The organism is Bacillus sp. FJAT-29814, from assembly GCF_001510715.1.
In the GTDB taxonomy this organism is placed as follows: Bacteria; Bacillota; Bacilli; order Bacillales; family Cytobacillaceae; genus Neobacillus.
Genome location: NZ_LMTJ01000008.1, coordinates 76,899 through 93,307, shown reverse-complemented (window position 1 = coordinate 93,307; position 16,409 = coordinate 76,899). Strand labels below are relative to the sequence as shown.

The 16,409-nt window shown below is 42.5% G+C and carries 17 protein-coding genes; 6 read left to right on the top strand and 11 right to left on the bottom strand.

Features of this window, described 5'->3' with window-relative positions:
• Nucleotides 1-62: 62 nt before the first annotated feature.
• The 4 genes from AR334_RS20545 (at nucleotide 63) to AR334_RS20530 (ending at nucleotide 2,749) form a co-directional block, all read left to right on the top strand.
• A complete protein-coding gene (locus AR334_RS20545) occupies nucleotides 63-272 on the top strand; it encodes a YheE family protein (RefSeq protein WP_066316710.1) in 210 nt (69 codons plus the stop codon).
• A 73-nt stretch (nucleotides 273-345) separates the two neighbouring features.
• Nucleotides 346-543 carry a hypothetical protein gene (locus AR334_RS20540; protein ID WP_066316708.1) on the top strand — a complete coding sequence of 66 codons (198 nt, stop codon included), beginning with the start codon at nucleotides 346-348 and terminating at the stop codon, nucleotides 541-543.
• 77 nt (nucleotides 544-620) lie between these two features.
• Nucleotides 621-1,529, top strand: coding sequence for a CdaR family transcriptional regulator (locus AR334_RS20535; protein WP_066316707.1), 909 nt, complete (start codon nucleotides 621-623; stop codon nucleotides 1,527-1,529).
• 107 nt (nucleotides 1,530-1,636) lie between these two features.
• Nucleotides 1,637-2,749 (top strand): ABC transporter ATP-binding protein, encoded by a 1,113-nt coding sequence (locus tag AR334_RS20530; protein WP_066316706.1) that lies wholly within the window; start codon nucleotides 1,637-1,639, stop codon nucleotides 2,747-2,749.
• Nucleotides 2,750-2,784: 35 nt separating this feature from the next.
• Here the strand turns inward: AR334_RS20530 and AR334_RS20525 are convergent, their stop codons facing one another.
• Nucleotides 2,785-3,027, bottom strand: coding sequence for a hypothetical protein (locus AR334_RS20525; RefSeq protein ID WP_066316705.1), 243 nt, complete (start codon nucleotides 3,025-3,027; stop codon nucleotides 2,785-2,787).
• Nucleotides 3,028-3,351: 324 nt separating this feature from the next.
• Here AR334_RS20525 and AR334_RS20520 point away from each other — a divergent pair, with 324 nt between their 5' ends.
• Nucleotides 3,352-3,558, top strand: coding sequence for an alpha/beta-type small acid-soluble spore protein (locus tag AR334_RS20520; RefSeq protein ID WP_066316702.1), 207 nt, complete (start codon nucleotides 3,352-3,354; stop codon nucleotides 3,556-3,558).
• 79 nt (nucleotides 3,559-3,637) lie between these two features.
• On the opposite strand, the gene fumC is transcribed toward AR334_RS20520, so the two are convergent.
• The 4 genes from fumC to AR334_RS20500 all read right to left on the bottom strand — a co-directional run bounded on the left by fumC (nucleotide 3,638) and on the right by AR334_RS20500 (nucleotide 9,818).
• Nucleotides 3,638-5,017, bottom strand: coding sequence for a class II fumarate hydratase (gene fumC / locus AR334_RS20515; RefSeq protein ID WP_066316700.1), 1,380 nt, complete (start codon nucleotides 5,015-5,017; stop codon nucleotides 3,638-3,640).
• 335 nt (nucleotides 5,018-5,352) lie between these two features.
• Nucleotides 5,353-7,368, bottom strand: a complete 2,016-nt coding sequence (locus AR334_RS20510; RefSeq protein WP_066316695.1) for an ABC transporter ATP-binding protein — start codon at nucleotides 7,366-7,368, stop codon at nucleotides 5,353-5,355.
• Nucleotides 7,365-9,116, bottom strand: a complete 1,752-nt coding sequence (locus tag AR334_RS20505; protein ID WP_066316693.1) for an ABC transporter ATP-binding protein — start codon at nucleotides 9,114-9,116, stop codon at nucleotides 7,365-7,367. Before AR334_RS20505 ends, AR334_RS20510 begins: the two co-directional genes overlap by 4 nt.
• Nucleotides 9,117-9,503: 387 nt before the next feature.
• The gene (locus AR334_RS20500; RefSeq protein ID WP_066316687.1) at nucleotides 9,504-9,818 is read right to left on the bottom strand and encodes a YbjQ family protein; all 315 of its coding nucleotides are present in this window, start codon (nucleotides 9,816-9,818) and stop codon (nucleotides 9,504-9,506) included.
• Between the two features lie 166 nt (nucleotides 9,819-9,984).
• Here AR334_RS20500 and AR334_RS20495 point away from each other — a divergent pair, with 166 nt between their 5' ends.
• Nucleotides 9,985-10,899 carry a nuclease-related domain-containing protein gene (locus AR334_RS20495; protein ID WP_082693046.1) on the top strand — a complete coding sequence of 305 codons (915 nt, stop codon included), beginning with the start codon at nucleotides 9,985-9,987 and terminating at the stop codon, nucleotides 10,897-10,899.
• 2 nt (nucleotides 10,900-10,901) lie between these two features.
• On the opposite strand, the gene AR334_RS20490 is transcribed toward AR334_RS20495, so the two are convergent.
• The 6 genes from AR334_RS20490 to AR334_RS20465 form a co-directional block, all read right to left on the bottom strand.
• Nucleotides 10,902-11,168, bottom strand: a complete 267-nt coding sequence (locus AR334_RS20490; protein WP_172799268.1) for a hypothetical protein — start codon at nucleotides 11,166-11,168, stop codon at nucleotides 10,902-10,904.
• A gap of 55 nt (nucleotides 11,169-11,223) precedes the next feature.
• Nucleotides 11,224-13,278: a transglycosylase domain-containing protein gene (locus AR334_RS20485; protein ID WP_066316675.1), complete on the bottom strand. Its 2,055-nt coding sequence runs from the start codon at nucleotides 13,276-13,278 to the stop codon at nucleotides 11,224-11,226.
• Nucleotides 13,279-13,414: 136 nt separating this feature from the next.
• Nucleotides 13,415-13,870 carry a helix-turn-helix transcriptional regulator gene (locus AR334_RS20480; protein WP_066316671.1) on the bottom strand — a complete coding sequence of 152 codons (456 nt, stop codon included), beginning with the start codon at nucleotides 13,868-13,870 and terminating at the stop codon, nucleotides 13,415-13,417.
• 121 nt (nucleotides 13,871-13,991) lie between these two features.
• Nucleotides 13,992-14,147, bottom strand: coding sequence for a FeoB-associated Cys-rich membrane protein (locus tag AR334_RS20475; protein ID WP_066316669.1), 156 nt, complete (start codon nucleotides 14,145-14,147; stop codon nucleotides 13,992-13,994).
• 21 nt (nucleotides 14,148-14,168) lie between these two features.
• Nucleotides 14,169-16,172, bottom strand: coding sequence for a ferrous iron transport protein B (gene feoB, locus AR334_RS20470; RefSeq protein ID WP_066316659.1), 2,004 nt, complete (start codon nucleotides 16,170-16,172; stop codon nucleotides 14,169-14,171).
• A complete protein-coding gene (locus tag AR334_RS20465; protein ID WP_066316654.1) occupies nucleotides 16,172-16,396 on the bottom strand; it encodes a FeoA family protein in 225 nt (74 codons plus the stop codon). The genes feoB and AR334_RS20465 overlap by 1 nt, the downstream gene beginning before the upstream one ends.
• Nucleotides 16,397-16,409: the final 13 nt, after the last annotated feature.

Genomic DNA, 16,409 nt, shown 5'->3' with positions numbered 1-16,409 from the left:
ATCTCTAGCAAAACAGGTTACTCTTAAAGAGTAAACAAGATTGCCGAAGGGAGATTCTGACAATGATCATGCACTTTCAATTTAAGCCATTATTCGAGAACAAAAATATTCCCGGCTGGAATTTTTCCTTTTATCATAAAAAACAAAGGTTTACAGGGGTTTACCACCAAACCGGCAAAATTGAATGGACCTCGAATACTCCCGAACAAGAGGAAATTGAAGCGCTAAAGAGTCAGATTCATGAGTTAATGCTTTATCATGTTTATGAGTAAATAGCTGTCCCCTTTTGAATGAAAATTGCTCCTAGTCATAAACTAACTAAGGAAAGATTTTCTGAAAGGATCGATGGGTTTGAACAAGAAAAGCGAAAAAATGACCAATGAAGGTTCCAACTATGAAGGTAGAGACAAAGCATATGTGGATATCGACAGAATGATTAATGAAGGATTGTCTGGTGGTTCCGTACATGCGCGCCACGATGCCGTCAATATTGAACATGCACGGCAGCTTCCAGAGGAAGAGCCACCCTATCAAGCAGATTAATTCGCCGAGTCACCATGACCCGGCTTTTTTTATGTTTGTTATAATGGATGATATACAACAGACTGGGGAAATGAATTATGTTAAAAAAGCTATTGTCATTATTTAGTAATTCCGTTATGCTGGCTGAACGTCCAAAACAGGAACCACAGCATCAATACGTATTTTTTGATGAAGCCGCTCACGAGTGGATTGGCATCCCAAAAACAGAAATTAGCGAGCAGGAATTACTCGTCCTTAAAACGCTGTACCAATTGATTGACTTTCAACCTACAGTAGGCAATACCGCCTCTGGAAAATGGCATGAATTTTTATTGTTTGACGGACCGCCTCCAAGCAATCCGTCCGATCATGAATATCGCTTCGTTCAGTTTCAAATCAACGGCCATGATATTAACCAGCCTGAAATTGAGGATGCCTTAAAAGGATTTTTCACCGAGGACACCATCATTTTTTGGGAAAGCCGGAAAAACGGGGTCGTCATTGAAGGCAAAAAACAAATCTCCCTTTCAGATGGTGAGTTAATTTCGATGTCGGAAACATTGGAAAGCGATTTTTATGTAAAAATTTCATTCTACGTTGGAAAGCTATATCCTCTTACTGAAATGCTCCCTAGTATTTATAAGAAGGAACGGGAATACTTTGCCTTTGCGGTTAGAAATTTAGGAAATAATTCAAGATTGTTTACCTATGAACGCATTTTTCCTGCATATTTGGCCGCCCATTTGCCGAAGCAATTGGCAGGCCAAATACCACACGAGATTTTTGAGTTGTTTGCGGGGGATCCCGAACTGTATACCACGATTAAGGTGTTTCTCGAAAATAATTTAAATGCCAGTACGACTGCCAAAAAATTGTACATTCACCGTAATACACTGCAATACCGGCTTGATAAGTTCACCGAGAGAACCGGAATTGGCTTAAAGGATTTTTACGGGGCATTTACGGTTTTTCTTGCCTGCCAGCTGTTTGAACATACACAACAATGACAAACTGCCCAATAGAGCGCTTTCATTTTTTGTGCATCCTGTCCATACGAATTTTTCACTATTCCTTGTAAACTGAAGATGTTAGATAAAACAAGGAGGCTTTCCAAATGGCTGAGTTAAAATTAGATCATATTTATAAAATTTACGATAACAAAGTAACTGCCGTTAAGGACTTTAATTTACACATTCAAGATAAAGAATTTATCGTGTTTGTCGGCCCATCAGGCTGCGGTAAATCGACAACTTTGAGAATGATTGCTGGTCTTGAAGAAATCTCAAAAGGGGATTTCTTTATTGATGGCAAACGCGTAAACGATGTGGCACCAAAAGATCGCGATATCGCGATGGTATTCCAAAACTATGCCTTATATCCGCATATGACTGTTTATGATAACATGGCATTCGGCTTAAAGCTTCGCAAATTCCCTAAAGATGAAATTGACCAGCGCGTAAAAGAAGCAGCGAAAATTCTTGGACTTGAAGCCTATTTAACAAGAAAGCCAAAGGCCCTTTCCGGCGGTCAGCGCCAGCGTGTTGCATTGGGACGTGCGATTGTCCGTGATGCCAAGGTATTCTTAATGGACGAGCCATTATCTAACCTTGATGCCAAGCTTCGCGTGCAAATGCGTGCAGAAATTGCTAAACTTCACCGCCGCTTAGACACAACGACTATCTATGTAACACACGACCAAACAGAAGCGATGACAATGGCAACCCGCCTAGTTGTAATGAAGGACGGTATCATTCAGCAAGTAGGCTCGCCAAAAGAAGTCTACGAAAAGCCGGAAAACGTATTTGTCGGCGGCTTTATCGGTTCCCCGGCTATGAACTTCTTTAACGGGAAATTGGAAGATGGCAAATTTATCATTGGTAAAACCGTGATTTCCGTCCCTGAAGGAAAAATGAAATATCTTCGTGAACAAGGCTATGTCGGTAAAAACATGGTTCTTGGAATCCGCCCTGAGGATATTCATGATGAGCCTGTGTTTATTGATGCTTCTGCCGGAACAAAAGTTAAGGTCAACATCGATGTTGCCGAATTAACAGGAGCCGAATTAATGATTTACTCCAGTCTTGATGACCAAGATTTTGTTGCACGACTTGATTCACGTGCCGATGTAAAGCCAGGCGACACATTGGAGCTTGCCTTCGATTTAAATAAAGCACACTTCTTTGACAGTGAAACTGAACTTCGCGTTCGCCCGCAATCAGATAAATAATTTTATCAAAAGGAGGCTGACAAAATGTCGGCCTCCTATTCTTTAATAAAAATGATATCGTCGTGATGACAGGCCGGACAGCTGTATAGATGCGGACATTTATGCCCAGAATGGGTGTCGGGATAGCCATCCTCCAGTTTCATTAAATCAATTTCCATATACGGACTGTAATCATCAAAATAATCAATTAACCTGCCGCTTTCCATCATCGCTTCCCCGCAATTTGTACACAATAAAAATACTTCCCTCAGGCCGTTGCAAACCGGGCATATTGACATTCAGTTCACCCTTTAAATTATGATTTATCCATAGTTTGCGTTAGTTTATCCCCCCTATGACAAGGGATAAATTTCCATATAAAAATTCGAATAAGCCTTTGGAATTTAGTCATAATAATGATTAACAACCAAGCAATTACAACTCAAGCTCAACAAATTTCATCGATGGATGAAGCCAGACTAGGGTTCTAACCGGTGCAACTCCGGTTCATCCAACCAACCAATTTTTACTCAGCTATAAACGTGGGTTAGGCCAAGGTGGCTTTCCAATATGGTTCAACTCCATACTAACCCCAAACTAACTAAGAGGAGTGTTATTCAACTATGGCAAGTAACAACAACTCTAACCAACTTTTAGTACCAGGAGTACAACAAGCACTTGATCAAATGAAGTATGAGATTGCTCAAGAATTCGGTGTAAATCTTGGTGCAGACACAACTTCACGTGCTAACGGATCTGTCGGAGGAGAGATCACTAAGCGTCTTGTTGCAATGGCTGAATCTCAACTTGGCGGCGGTTTCCAACGCTAATTTAAAGTAAAACTGATTGAAACAAATTAATAATATGGCTTAAAGCCCCCTCTCTAGTCAGAGGGGGCTTTCCTTGTGGTTATACCATGTTTTCAGGTTTAATCCATTCATCAAATTGGTCTGCTGTCACATACCCGGTTTTAAGCGCAGCTTCTTTTAAGGTGCGATTTTCGTTAAAAGCGAGCTTGGCGATTTCCGCCGCTTTTTCGTAGCCAATATAAGGATTTAATGCGGTTACTAGCATTAATGAGCGGTCTACATGCTGCTTGATGACTTCCAAATTCGCCTCTATTCCCACTGCGCATTTTTCATTAAAAGAGTGAATCCCATCCGTCAGGAGGCCAATCGTTTGAATCAAATTGTAAATAATCACCGGCTTAAACACATTTAATTCAAAATTCCCTTGGCTTGCTGCGAATCCAATCGTCGCATCATTGCCAAATACCTGGCAGGCCACCATAGTTAATGCTTCACTTTGGGTTGGGTTTACTTTTCCCGGCATAATCGAACTGCCCGGTTCATTTGCGGGGATTGTCAATTCCCCAATCCCGCTTCTAGGTCCACTGGCAAGCCACCGGATGTCGTTGGCGATTTTCATCAAGTCGGCCGCCAGCGCCTTTAACGCTCCATGGATAAGCACAATTTCATCGTGGCTCATCAACGCATGGAATTTATTTTCTGACGGCCGGAATGGAAAACCGGTCAGCTCTGCAATCTGGTTAGCCGCTTCTATTGCAAATTGCGGACCTGCATTGATTCCTGTTCCAACAGCTGTCCCCCCTATGGCAAGGTCCAGCATGTAATCACTTGCAGCCGATATCATCTTCTCATTTTTCTCAAGCATATAACTCCAGCCACTAATCTCTTGTCCTAGTGTCAATGGTGTTGCATCCTGGAGGTGAGTTCTTCCGATTTTCACGATTTGCGAAAAATCTTTTTCCTTTTCAAGCAATGTATTCTTTAGCTCCTTAATTGCAGGAAGAAGCTGTTCGGTCAATTTTTTGTATCCGGCAATGTGCATCGCTGTCGGGAATGTATCATTTGAGCTTTGCGACATGTTGACATCATCATTTGGATGAATCCGTTCCATTTGATTTTGTGCAGACAGCCACTCATTTGCCCGATTGGCGATTACCTCATTGACGTTCATATTTGATTGCGTCCCGCTGCCAGTCTGCCAAACAGACAGGGGAAAATGTTGATCATACTTTCCGGATAGTATATCATCACATACTTTTGTGATCGCATTCATTTTTGTTTCGCTTAACTTTTTTAACCGGAAGTTGACCATTGCAGCCGCTTTTTTTACGTACACCAAACCGTAGATCAGCTCTATTGGCATTACTTCACTGCCAATTTTAAAATTTTCCTTGCTCCGCTGCGTTTGTGCCCCCCAAAATTTATCGTACGGAACACGAATCTCACCAAGCGTGTCTTTTTCAATACGGTAATTCTCCATATGGATACCACCTTCTTGTAGATTATCATTATATCCACATATTACCATAACATATGAGAAGAAAAAAACTGCAGACACTTTGTCTGCAGCTTAAGCTTTAATAATGGTATAGCCGATATAATAGGAAAGAATTAAGATACTGCCGATGATAAGGACCACTGAATAATCAGTCATGTTTTTCCCACCCCATTGAAAAAATTTTGGTAAACATTTTTACCATAACACCGCCCCTTTTGTTTCGCAGTGATAAAAATAACACTTTACACTTAATGAAGTGAACAATTTGTGAACAACAAGAAAAAGAACCCTAGAGTAAAGGGTTCCCATTTCGTTTTCTAACCGGCGAGGCCATGCCCGCCCTGCTGCAGCTGATACATCTGATAATATTTTCCCTTGGCCGCCATCAATTCATCATGATTTCCCATTTCTACAATACTCCCCCGGTCTAGCACAAGAATTTGGTGGGCATTGCGGATTGTCGATAACCGGTGGGCAATGATAAATGTAGTTCTGCCTTTCATTAACACATCCATCGCTTCTTGAATCAGTGCTTCAGTCTCTGTATCAATGCTTGAGGTCGCTTCATCAAGAATCAGTATAGCTGGATTAAAGGCAAGCGCTCGGGCAAACGAAATCAATTGACGCTGCCCGCTTGATAACGTGCTGCCCTTTTCAATCACCGGTTCATCAAAACCATTTTCCAAATGCTTAAATACTTTCTCCGCACCGACATCCTTCAGTGCCTTTTCCACCTTTTCACGGGTTATCCAAGGATCATCGAGACTCACATTTGAGGCAATACTACCGGTGAACAAATAAGGGTCCTGGAGTACGATCCCCATGTGATCGCGAATCGTTTGCCTCGGATAGCTTTTAATATCCTTGCCATCAATGAGGATTTTTCCCTGTTGGCAATCGTAAAACCGGAACAGCAAATTCATAATCGAGCTTTTCCCGGAACCAGTATGGCCAACCAAGGCGATGGTTTCTCCTGGCTTTGCTTGGAAATTGATATTGTTAAGAACATATTCGCCTTCTTTATACCCAAAAGAGACATTTTCAAACGCGACATTGCCTTTAATTCTTGGAATCCGCTCTTCGCTGACGTCTTCCCCTGCTTCATCCATCAGTGTAAACACCCGTTCACCGGCGACCAGGGCCTGTTCAAGGTTGGCTAACTGGTTCACAATGCCCTGAACCGGTTGAAACAAGCGGTTAATATAGTCAACAAAAGCATAAAGTATACCCAGTGAGATCACGTTAGCTGGGAGAAGCGCCTGAGCCCCGAAATACCATATAAACGCGACAAAGACCAAGTTTCTGAGAATCCCTACAAGGTTGTGCCCTGTTAAGGCATTCAAGTTTAACAATTTATTCTGGTATTTAAAATGACCATGGTTGAGATTTTCAAACTCTTCCTTCGACTGTTTCTCGCGATTAAATGCCTGAATGATGCTCATCCCTTGAATCGATTCATTGATCATCGCATTAATTTCACTGTTACGTGAACGGATGATTCGATTATATTTGGAGGCATATTTTCGGTAAATAATCATCCAGAGATACAAAAGCGGCAACAGCAGCAAGCAAATCGCCGCTAATTTGGCATTTAAAATAAACAAAGCTGCATAGATACCGGTGATATAAATGACACTGGTAAAAAAGGTTGCCAATACAGTAACATAGAGCTCGCGAATTGCCTCCGTGTCATTGGTAATCCTTGCGACCACCTTTCCGGCCGGCAAATTGTCAAAATACTGGATCGGCAGCCGTTGAATCTGGCCGAATACATCCTCGCGCATTTTCTGAATGATCCGGTTTGCCGATTTTTTCAAAACAAATCGTTCGCCAAATTGGAAGATCGCCGAAACCACCAATAAGCCAAAATAGATAGCCAATAGTTTGAGAATACCGGGAATTTCTGGCTGATAAAAAGCGAGCAGTTCTGGCCCTTTAAGGATTCGAGCCTTATATTCCGCTTGTTCCGAGCCCTTTTTAATGATCAGTGTTTCATTTTTTATGCTTCGCTTTCCATCAAATTGAATACCATCATCAATAAACACAAATTTCGTTCCTACTTGCAGGATACTGACTTGCTTCCCTTTTTGGTCGATCTCTGACAGGTACTTTTCCCGTTTATAATACTTTCCGTTAAAATGAACCGCTTTTTGGCTCTTGGCTGTTTCATACCAGGTCGATTCGATTCCTAATATGTGCTGGTCAATCACGCTTTTGGCGATAAACGGGCCGGCCAAATCGGTTACAACAGAGATGGTCAGCATAACCAATGCGGCTATAATCAATTTTTTATAGGCTAATGCGTAGTTTAATAACCGTCTTCCGGTGGTCATGCCGTTACCCCCTCTTTATTTTCGACTTGCTGGCGCAAAAATTGCTCCTGATACCAGCCTCCCTGTTCAAGGAGTTGTTCGTGTGTGCCTTCCTCAACAATCCGGCCGTCATCTAGGACCATGATGTGATCAGCATGTTGAACCGCTGACATTCGGTGGGTAGTAATAATGGTAGTTTTTCCTTTCCGCACCTCACGGATATTATCGATAATTTGTTTCTCGGTTTTAGCATCCACCGCAGATAAGGAATCATCGAGAATCAGAATTTCTGGATTTTTTATTAAGGCTCGCGCAATGGAGATTCTTTGCTTTTGTCCTCCGGAAAGAGCAACCCCTTTTTCGCCGACAAGCGTTTCCAGCCCTTCCGGAAGCATTTCCAAGTCTTTTCGGAATGCCGCAAGATCGATAGCTGTTTGCAGATCGTCCTCGGTAGCATCCTTGCAGCCAAATAGAATATTTTCTTTCACACTCCTTGAAAAAAGCATATGATCCTGCGGGACATAGCCGATCCATCTGCGGACTTGTTCCAGGCTTTGCTGGTCCAGCGAGACATCGGCAATCGACAGTTTCCCTTCACCAAGCGGGTATTGCCTCAATAATTGCTTAATGAAGGTCGTTTTGCCGCTTCCGGTCTTGCCGACGATACCTAGGGTTTCTCCTTGGTGAAGCTTCACATTCACATTTTGCAGATTATCACTTTTCGAGGAGGGATAACGGAACGTTACCCTTTGAAAGGTAATGTTTTCAGGCGTGGGTACCTGAACTGGCTCTGGAGGGCTCTTCACGTCCGCCTCATACGCCAAGGTTTCATTGACCCGGTCTAATGAAGCGTTCCCACGCTGCATTACATTGATCAATTCTCCGACAGCAAACATCGGCCAAATCAGCATCCCCAGATACACATTAAAGGAAACAAGACCTCCCAAAGTTATCACTTGATGGAACACAAGATAGGCTCCATACCCCAGGCCGATTAGATAACTGATGCCGACCAGAATTTTTATAGTCGGATCAAATAAGGAGTCGATTTTTGCAACTTGAATGTTTTTTTGATAAACATCCTCAGTGAGCTTATGGAACCGTTGCATATCTGCTTTCTCCTGAACATAAGCGCGGACCACTCTAACTCCGGCAATCGACTCAAGAACACGGTCATTCAGCTCACCGAATGCATCCTGTGCCTCCATAAAACGGGCATGGATTTTTTTTCCGTAAATTTGCATTAAAACGGCCATAATCGGCAGCGGGATAATTGCCGCCAGTGTCAGCTTCCAACTGATGAGAAACCCCATCGTCAACAGCAATGTCAGCATCCAAACGCTGGAATCCACCAGTGTCAAAATGCCGAAACCTGCCGTCATCGAAACAGCCTTTAAATCGTTGGTGGCACGGGCCATTAAGTCACCAGTCCGATTTTTTTCATAAAAGCCCGGAGTCATTTTTAACAAATGGTTCATGAACCGTGAGCGGAGTTTTCGCTCTATCAGAAACGCGCCGCCAAATAATTTATATTGCCAAACATAGGTAATCCCATAGGTTGAAACCATGATGCCCAGCAATATGCCCAGGTATTGGAAAATCTTTGATTTGGTCATGCCGCCGACATGAATATCATCAATCGCTATCCCGATTAATTTTGGCGGGATCACCTCTAAAATTCCAACGAATACTAATATGAATATGGCAACTGTATAACGCTGCCAATTTTCTTTAAAAAACCAGCTTAATTTTTTTAATACCGAAAACATTGATGTCTTCCCCCTTTTGTATGTCTGCTAGCCGCCTTCGAAATCACCTTCATTGTGTGCGATCCAGATTTCCATAAACAATAACATTTTCGTTCCTCCTTTTTTGGGACAAAAATAAGGCATACCGCAGTATTGTGCAGTATGCCCCTTTTTAAAAATAGAGACAAAAAAACACAGATTACGAGTCAAAGATCACGCAACCTGTGTTGTTTGTATATTCAACTAAAAAGATACTTTTGCGGACAGGTTACGTCAGAATATTTAGTTGTGATATGCACTCTGTTTAAAATAGTCATTTCGTAACCCTCCATTTCCTTTTTTCTTCTTTTGTTAGATTATCACTCGCCAATTTAGATGTCAATTCCCAAATTTCAGAAACTTTAATCATTACTCGGCCCATACCGCAGTACCATAGGCAATTATTTCAGACGCCCCCTGCATGACCGAGCTTGACTGCAGTCTCATCCCGACAATGGCATTAGCACCTGAATCCCGCGCCTCGTCAACCATACGGTCAATCGCTTTTTGTCTAGCCTCATTTAACATGTCCGTATATTCCCTTATCTCCCCGCCGACAATCGTCTTCAACCCAGCTAATAAATCCTTGCCAATATGCTTTGACTGAACCGTACTGCCCTTCACAAACCCGATTAACTCTTTAATTTCCTTGCCGGGGATGTAATCCGTGGTAACAATAATCATCACGCGCACCTCTCTTTTGGTTAACTACTATTATTTTACTTTTTTCGGGGATGGTTTAATATCTTTTATTTTTACAAATGTTAACATAATTTTCATATATTCTGAGGAGAGTTGACATGAATTTTCTGTAAAATTAATTTTAGTATAGAATAAAGGACGGTGGCTTATGCTTAAAAAATCTCGACAGATACCAGAGGAATTACGCAAGATGAGGTCTATAAATGCACGTATGTTCCTGTCAGAGCAAGAAAAAAGGAATTATTATGCTGCAGAAAAGGGCTTTGAGGGTGAAGTAAAGTTCGATGGATTAACTGTAAAGCTTCAAAATCAATGTTATATCATCAATGGTTTGCTGCTCAAACTTGGCAACAAGTATTTTCAAATTGACACAGTGCTTATCTATCAAAAAACAATCTATCTTATTGATGTGAAAAATTTCGAAGGCGAATATATTTATGAATCTAAGAAACTTAAGACTATGGCTGGGAAAGAAATAGATGATCCTTTAATCCAGTTGCAACGTTGTGAATCACTGTTTCGCCAGTTACTGCAACAATATAATTTAAATTTCCACATTGAAGCCTATCTAGTTTATATCAACCCCGATTTTACTTTATATCAAGCTCCTCCCAATGATTCTGTTATTCTTCCAACAAAACTTAATCGCTTTTTGAAAAAACTGAATACGGAATTTTCCACATTAACAAAAGGCCATGAGAATCTCGCCAATCTGTTAATTTCGCTTGATATAGGAGATTACCCTTATTCAAACTATCCCGCTTATACCTATGAGGGGTTACAAAAAGGAATCATTAGTTCCGCATCTCATAAGCTTTCTACATTTTTACGGGGCAATAGAATTGTTTGTCGGGATAGTGGTTTGGAGGAATCTGTTGAATCAGCAGTTGTGGGGAGCGTCGAAGAATTGATGTTGCTGTTTCCTGGTCTGAAAGTGACTACGAATCTGGTATTTGAATGGTGTGGGTTGATTGTCCCTAAGAAAACAATTAGACAGATTCTTTTAAGAAATTATCAATTAACCGGTTATGGCATATGGACGTATTTTACTAAAAAAGGGTAATGTTATAATTGTAGGAATCGCAAAGGCGGGAACAGAAGGGGCTGATATAGCTGATACGTGACCGATTTCTCTTTTTCCCCGCCATTTTGGTCACGTAGAAACCCTCTACGTGACCAATTTCTTCTTTGTCCAAGCATTTTGGGCACGTAGAACACCGCTACGTGACCAATTTCTCCTTTGTCCAACCATTTTGGGCACGTAGAACACCGATACGTAACCTCCCGCTCATTTTTCCAACCGTTTCGGGCACGTAGAACTCCTATCAGCACAAGTAATCACACCAAAAAAGCACAGGGGCTAATTCGCACCCTGTGCCTAAACCACTCAATCCTTATCTTTACCTTTTCCGTTACCGTTACCTTTTCCGTTGCCCTTTCCTTTATCCTTCCGCTTCTTTTCCCATTTTTCCTTTTGTTTGTTCCACTTTTCTTCCCATTTGTGGATTTCGTTGTCAAAATTCTTTTGGAAATTCTCATACAACTTTTCTTGTTCCCGTTTTTCAATCAACTCACCGACATGGGACACTCCAAATTTCTCAACTGGCGTATTCGCCAGTGCTTCCTTCATCGTTTCCCGGAATACGGCAGCGGCACCGGCATCACTGGTTGGTGTTAAAAAATGCGTTGCATCGGTTTTGTCGTAACCGACCCAGATGGCGCCGACCAATTGAGGCGTGTAGCCGACAAACCATTGATCCTTGACACCATTTACCCCCTTAATTGGGACCTGGGTGGAGCCAGTTTTTCCTGCCGTTTCGCGGCCGGGGATTTGTGCAGCCTTTCCCGTACCGTGTTCGACAACTCCGAGCAGCATCGTCGTCATATTGTCAGTGACCGCTTTTGTTGTGACTCTTTCCTTTTTCGCTTTCCACTCTGAAATAATTTTTCCGTCACGGTCAACGATTTTCGTAATCGCATGTGCTTCAACCCGAACCCCATTGTTCGGAAACACGGAAAACGCCTCGGCCATATCAATGGGGGCAATTCCTTTATGCAGGCCACCGAGTGCCATCGCCAGGTTCTTATCCTCTTTCGCCAATTGGAATCCAAACCTTTCGACAGAATTGACCCCTTTTTCAAGGCCGATTTCATTTAAAAGCCACACCGCCGAAGTATTTTTCGATTCCATGACCGCCTCATACATCGGCACTTCTCCCTCGTATTGGGAATTATGATTTTTCGGCTGGTAATTGCCATACTTCATCTGCTCATCCTTCAGCATATCAGTAAGCTTCCAGCCTTCTTCCAATGCTGGCACATAAACTGCCAATGGCTTAAACGAAGACCCCGGCTGTGTTTTCAATTGAACGGCACGGTTATAGCCCATAAACGTATGATCTCCCCGGCCGCCGACAAGCGCCCTTACCCCGCCCGTTTTCGGATCGACCAGGACACCGCCGCTTTGGACAAGCCGGTCTGCTCCCTTTGGAAATAATGCGTCATTTTGGTACGTCTTCTCCATTGCAGACTGCATGACCGGATCAAGCTCGGTATAAATTTGGTACCCGCCTGTCAGCAATTCATCCTGGGAAAGCCCGTACTTGTTAATGGCTTCATATAATACCCCATCCACATAATATGGAAATTTCCCACGAAACGGATCGCCGCCTTTATCGTTCAGCACGACTTTTTCCCTTCTTGCCCCTTCGTACTCAGCAGTTGAAATGTACCCATGATTTTTCATTTGCAATAAAACAAGGTTGCGCCTGTCTATTGCCTTATTCATATGATGATACGGGTTTAATGCAGAAGGCGCCTTGATTAGCCCGGCTAGCAATGCAGATTCACCAATGGACAGGTCCTGAACGTCCTTCCCGAAATATTTGCTGGCGGCCTGCTTGATCCCCCAGGCCCCGTTTCCGAAGTAAATTTGGTTAACATACATTTGCAGAATTTCCTGTTTGGAATATTCCCGTTCAACGGCCAATGCCAAAAAGACCTCCTGCATTTTTCGCGTCATAGTTTTTTGCGAAGTGAGTAGTGTATTTTTAATTAACTGCTGGGTGATGGTGCTTCCGCCTTCGACCATCGCACCTGCTTTAATATCGCGAACAAGCGCCCGCGATGTGCCAATTAAATCAACACCATTATGACGGTAAAAGCGGTGGTCCTCAATGGCAATCACGGCATTTATCATCGAATTGGGGACTTCTTTAATCGGTACCCCTTCATTTTTATTGGCCGACACCTTGCTAGCAATGTTCCCACCAGCATCGTAAAATACCGTCGGCTGCGGCAGTTCATTTTTTAAGCCAGAAATATCGGCGCCCTTGGAAAAATAATGCAACGCTCCAAAAAACAATAAAATAAGTATTAATCCAGTTAGCAAAATAATCTGAAGCACATGCCATTTTTTTAAATTCTTTAAAAATCCCATCATTCTACCTCCGAAGATGCGTAAATACGAAAAAGATAGATCGGTAGTGATAACAGGTATAATATTCGGTAGCTTCGGCCGTTTTATGACCAAAACGCGCCAAAAATAAAAAGACAGGAACTCGTCCCATCTTTATTTCCTAAACTTCCGTAGTCAATTCCTTAAAGCGGTGTTTGGAAAGCTTCTCATCAAAGCTTGAGAAAATCCGGTAATTTCTATCATCGAGGATTCGGTAATGCTTACTAAGGACGTTTTGCTGCAGAATAAATCCGTTTTTCCGCTGAATGACCCGCCACCAAATCCGGCCGCCAAGCGTTTTGGTTTTCCGAACATCAATGCCTTCCCGAGCGACAGTTTCCAATACTTCCAATGGTTCGTTCCCAAATAAAAATTGGACTGTTTCCGTTTCGCGGAATAAGGCACAGATGGAAACGACCGTAGACCAGTTGGCAAGCAATCTTCCTTTTTCAATTTGGACAAGTGTTTTTTTTGATACACCGATGATGTCTGCCATTTTATCCTGCGTGTAACCTGCTTCAGTTCGGATTAATCGGAGTTTATCCGAAACACTCCTGATAATTTCATCCCTGGTCATCTTAAGCCCTTCCTTCACTAGCTTCTAGTGAAATTTTACACTAACCTCTCTTGATTTAAAAGCAATAACCCTATAAAAATGCAAAAAACTGCTATCTGGTACAATAGCAGTTTAATTCTTTTTATTTCATTTCAGACGGGATGCCGCACCCACTTGAACATGATTTTTTCAAATCACAGGCAGCGCATTTGCCTTTTTTAGATTTATTGATAAATTTCACCATTGCCCAAGCGGCATAACCAAATATCGCAGTCCCAATCAAGATGCTGGCAACCATTTTCCTCCACTCCCTTTACTTTTAGCTTAATCCAAACAACCTTCCGCCCTGATAGATGATCAATGAAAGAACATAAGCAATCGCAAGAGCATAACCGATCGAAAAGGTCGTCCATTTTTTTGACCCGGTTTCTTTAAAAATCGTTGCAACCGTCGCAAGGCATGGAATGTACAATAAAATAAATACCATAAAGCTGTAGGCTGCCAGCGGCGAGTAATAGTCTGCCAGCAATCCTTGCAGGCTGGCATCATTCGGAACAAAATAAATGATATTCATCGTCGAAATGATTGCTTCCTTGGCAAGGAAACCCGTAATTAACGAAGCGGCTGCCTGCCAGGTGCCAAATCCGATTGGCTCCAATATTGGGGCAAGGACACCTCCGATTACCGCTAAAAAGCTGTCATCCATCTCCACTTTTAATCCATGAGGGCCTGCGTATGACAATAGCCAGATGAAAACAGAACCGGCAAAGATAAAAGTTCCCGCCTTCCGGACGAAACCTTTTCCTTTATCCCAGGTACTTCTCCATAGCGACTGGAATTGCGGCAGCCGGTATGGCGGCAGTTCAATCACAAATAACGAAGTTTCTGATTTTAATAAAGTCGAAGAAAAGATTTTTGCCAAAGTCAGCGCAACAACGATACCTAGTACATACAGACTGAGAACAATGAAGGCTTTATGTCCGGCAAAAAACGCTCCGACAAACAGCGCATAAACCGGAAGCCGTGCCGAACATGACATGAGCGGTGTCAACAAAATCGTTAACAGCCGTTCCCGCGGTGTTTCAATCGTTCTTGCAGCCATGATTCCCGGCACGTTACAGCCAAAACCGATCATCATCGGAATGAACGCTTTTCCGTTCAGTCCCACAGATTCCATAATTCTGTCCATGACTAGCGCAACTCGGGCCATATACCCTGAGTCCTCCAATAACGAAATAAAGAAGAAAAGAATAAAGATCTGCGGAACAAACACGAGAACTCCGCCAACACCTGCCACCAAGCCTTCAAGAACTAACGCTTGAATAAAATCGGACGCATTTACAGCAGTTAACGCTGTTTCAAACCAAGTTGTAATGGGTCCGGTTAATAAACCATCCAACAGGTCTGATAAGGGCGTTCCCAGCCAATCAAATGTCAGCATGAACATGAGGTACATGAACAGTAAGAAAATCGGCATGCCCAAATACTTATTTGTTACAATAGCATCGATTTTTTCTGACAGCGGAATGACGGCATCCTTTTTGATTGCAACATCAGCAGCAATTTTCTCAATCGCTTCTTTTCTTTTTAAATAAATAAAGTTTGCCATTGATTTTGCATCATAGCGATTTAATAACTCTGCCGCCAATTTTGACGCGATCGCTGTTAATTTTTGCTCGCCGGCGATAGATTCCAAGTAATCCTTAACATAAGTGTTTCCTTCAAAATACTGAATGGCCAGCCAGCGGTGTGAACGATCGGCTTTTCCGGAGATCTCCCGGGCTAGTTCTGTAATGGCCGACTCCACTTCTTTGCCATAATAAACAAGGTTCTTACTGACAGGTTTAAGCGACTTTGTCGAAATGACATCAACCAACTTGTCGCAGCCCTTGCCACTTCGGGCCACAACAGGCACAACCGGCACGCCAAGAATGTCAGACAACTTGTTCACGTCGATATGAATTCCTCGCTTGTTGGCGACATCCATCATATTCAAGCCGATTAAAACAGGCCGATCGTATTCAAGCAATTGCAGAGTCAAGTGCAAATTCCGTTCTAATTGTGACGCATCCAAAATATTAAGCAAACGGTCAACCGGTTCATTTAAAAAGAACGAAGTAACAACGCCTTCATCGCGAGACAGAGGGTTAAGTGTATAAACCCCAGGCAAATCAATCAGATGACCAATATTATTTTTAAAGACCCCGACCTTTTTTTCAACCGTAACTCCGCTCCAGTTGCCGACGTACTCATAGGATCCTGTTAGATTATTAAACAACGATGTCTTCCCTGTATTCGGGTTACCTATAAGAGCGATTTCCATTATACCCTCACCACTTCAATCTGAACCGCTTCCTTGCGGCGAATTCCAACACATTGGCCGCATGATTCAATCATTATTGGGCCGCCAAATGGCATGACACATTTCACACACACCTCAGACCCTTCGGTGATTCCCAAATCCAGTAGTCTTCTTTGTACAAGGTGGCTTACATGAGAAATATCGATAATTTTTCCTTTATCCCCAGCTTTTAATGTACCAAACATGACGTTATCACCC

What these genes read in the sequence shown, in the direction of transcription:
- AR334_RS20545 (WP_066316710.1), top strand. Translation starts at nt 63, where the DNA reads ATGATCATGCACTTTCAATTTAAGCCATTATTCGAGAACAAAAATATT.
- AR334_RS20540 (WP_066316708.1), top strand. Translation starts at nt 346, where the DNA reads ATGGGTTTGAACAAGAAAAGCGAAAAAATGACCAATGAAGGTTCCAAC.
- AR334_RS20535 (WP_066316707.1), top strand. Translation starts at nt 621, where the DNA reads ATGTTAAAAAAGCTATTGTCATTATTTAGTAATTCCGTTATGCTGGCT.
- AR334_RS20530 (WP_066316706.1), top strand. Translation starts at nt 1,637, where the DNA reads ATGGCTGAGTTAAAATTAGATCATATTTATAAAATTTACGATAACAAA.
- AR334_RS20525 (WP_066316705.1), bottom strand. Translation starts at nt 3,027, where the DNA reads ATGTCAATATGCCCGGTTTGCAACGGCCTGAGGGAAGTATTTTTATTG.
- AR334_RS20520 (WP_066316702.1), top strand. Translation starts at nt 3,352, where the DNA reads ATGGCAAGTAACAACAACTCTAACCAACTTTTAGTACCAGGAGTACAA.
- fumC (WP_066316700.1), bottom strand. Translation starts at nt 5,017, where the DNA reads ATGGAGAATTACCGTATTGAAAAAGACACGCTTGGTGAGATTCGTGTT.
- AR334_RS20510 (WP_066316695.1), bottom strand. Translation starts at nt 7,368, where the DNA reads ATGACCACCGGAAGACGGTTATTAAACTACGCATTAGCCTATAAAAAA.
- AR334_RS20505 (WP_066316693.1), bottom strand. Translation starts at nt 9,116, where the DNA reads ATGTTTTCGGTATTAAAAAAATTAAGCTGGTTTTTTAAAGAAAATTGG.
- AR334_RS20500 (WP_066316687.1), bottom strand. Translation starts at nt 9,818, where the DNA reads ATGATTATTGTTACCACGGATTACATCCCCGGCAAGGAAATTAAAGAG.
- AR334_RS20495 (WP_082693046.1), top strand. Translation starts at nt 9,985, where the DNA reads ATGCTTAAAAAATCTCGACAGATACCAGAGGAATTACGCAAGATGAGG.
- AR334_RS20485 (WP_066316675.1), bottom strand. Translation starts at nt 13,278, where the DNA reads ATGATGGGATTTTTAAAGAATTTAAAAAAATGGCATGTGCTTCAGATT.
- AR334_RS20480 (WP_066316671.1), bottom strand. Translation starts at nt 13,870, where the DNA reads ATGACCAGGGATGAAATTATCAGGAGTGTTTCGGATAAACTCCGATTA.
- AR334_RS20475 (WP_066316669.1), bottom strand. Translation starts at nt 14,147, where the DNA reads ATGGTTGCCAGCATCTTGATTGGGACTGCGATATTTGGTTATGCCGCT.
- feoB (WP_066316659.1), bottom strand. Translation starts at nt 16,172, where the DNA reads ATGGAAATCGCTCTTATAGGTAACCCGAATACAGGGAAGACATCGTTG.
- AR334_RS20465 (WP_066316654.1), bottom strand. Translation starts at nt 16,396, where the DNA reads ATGTTTGGTACATTAAAAGCTGGGGATAAAGGAAAAATTATCGATATT.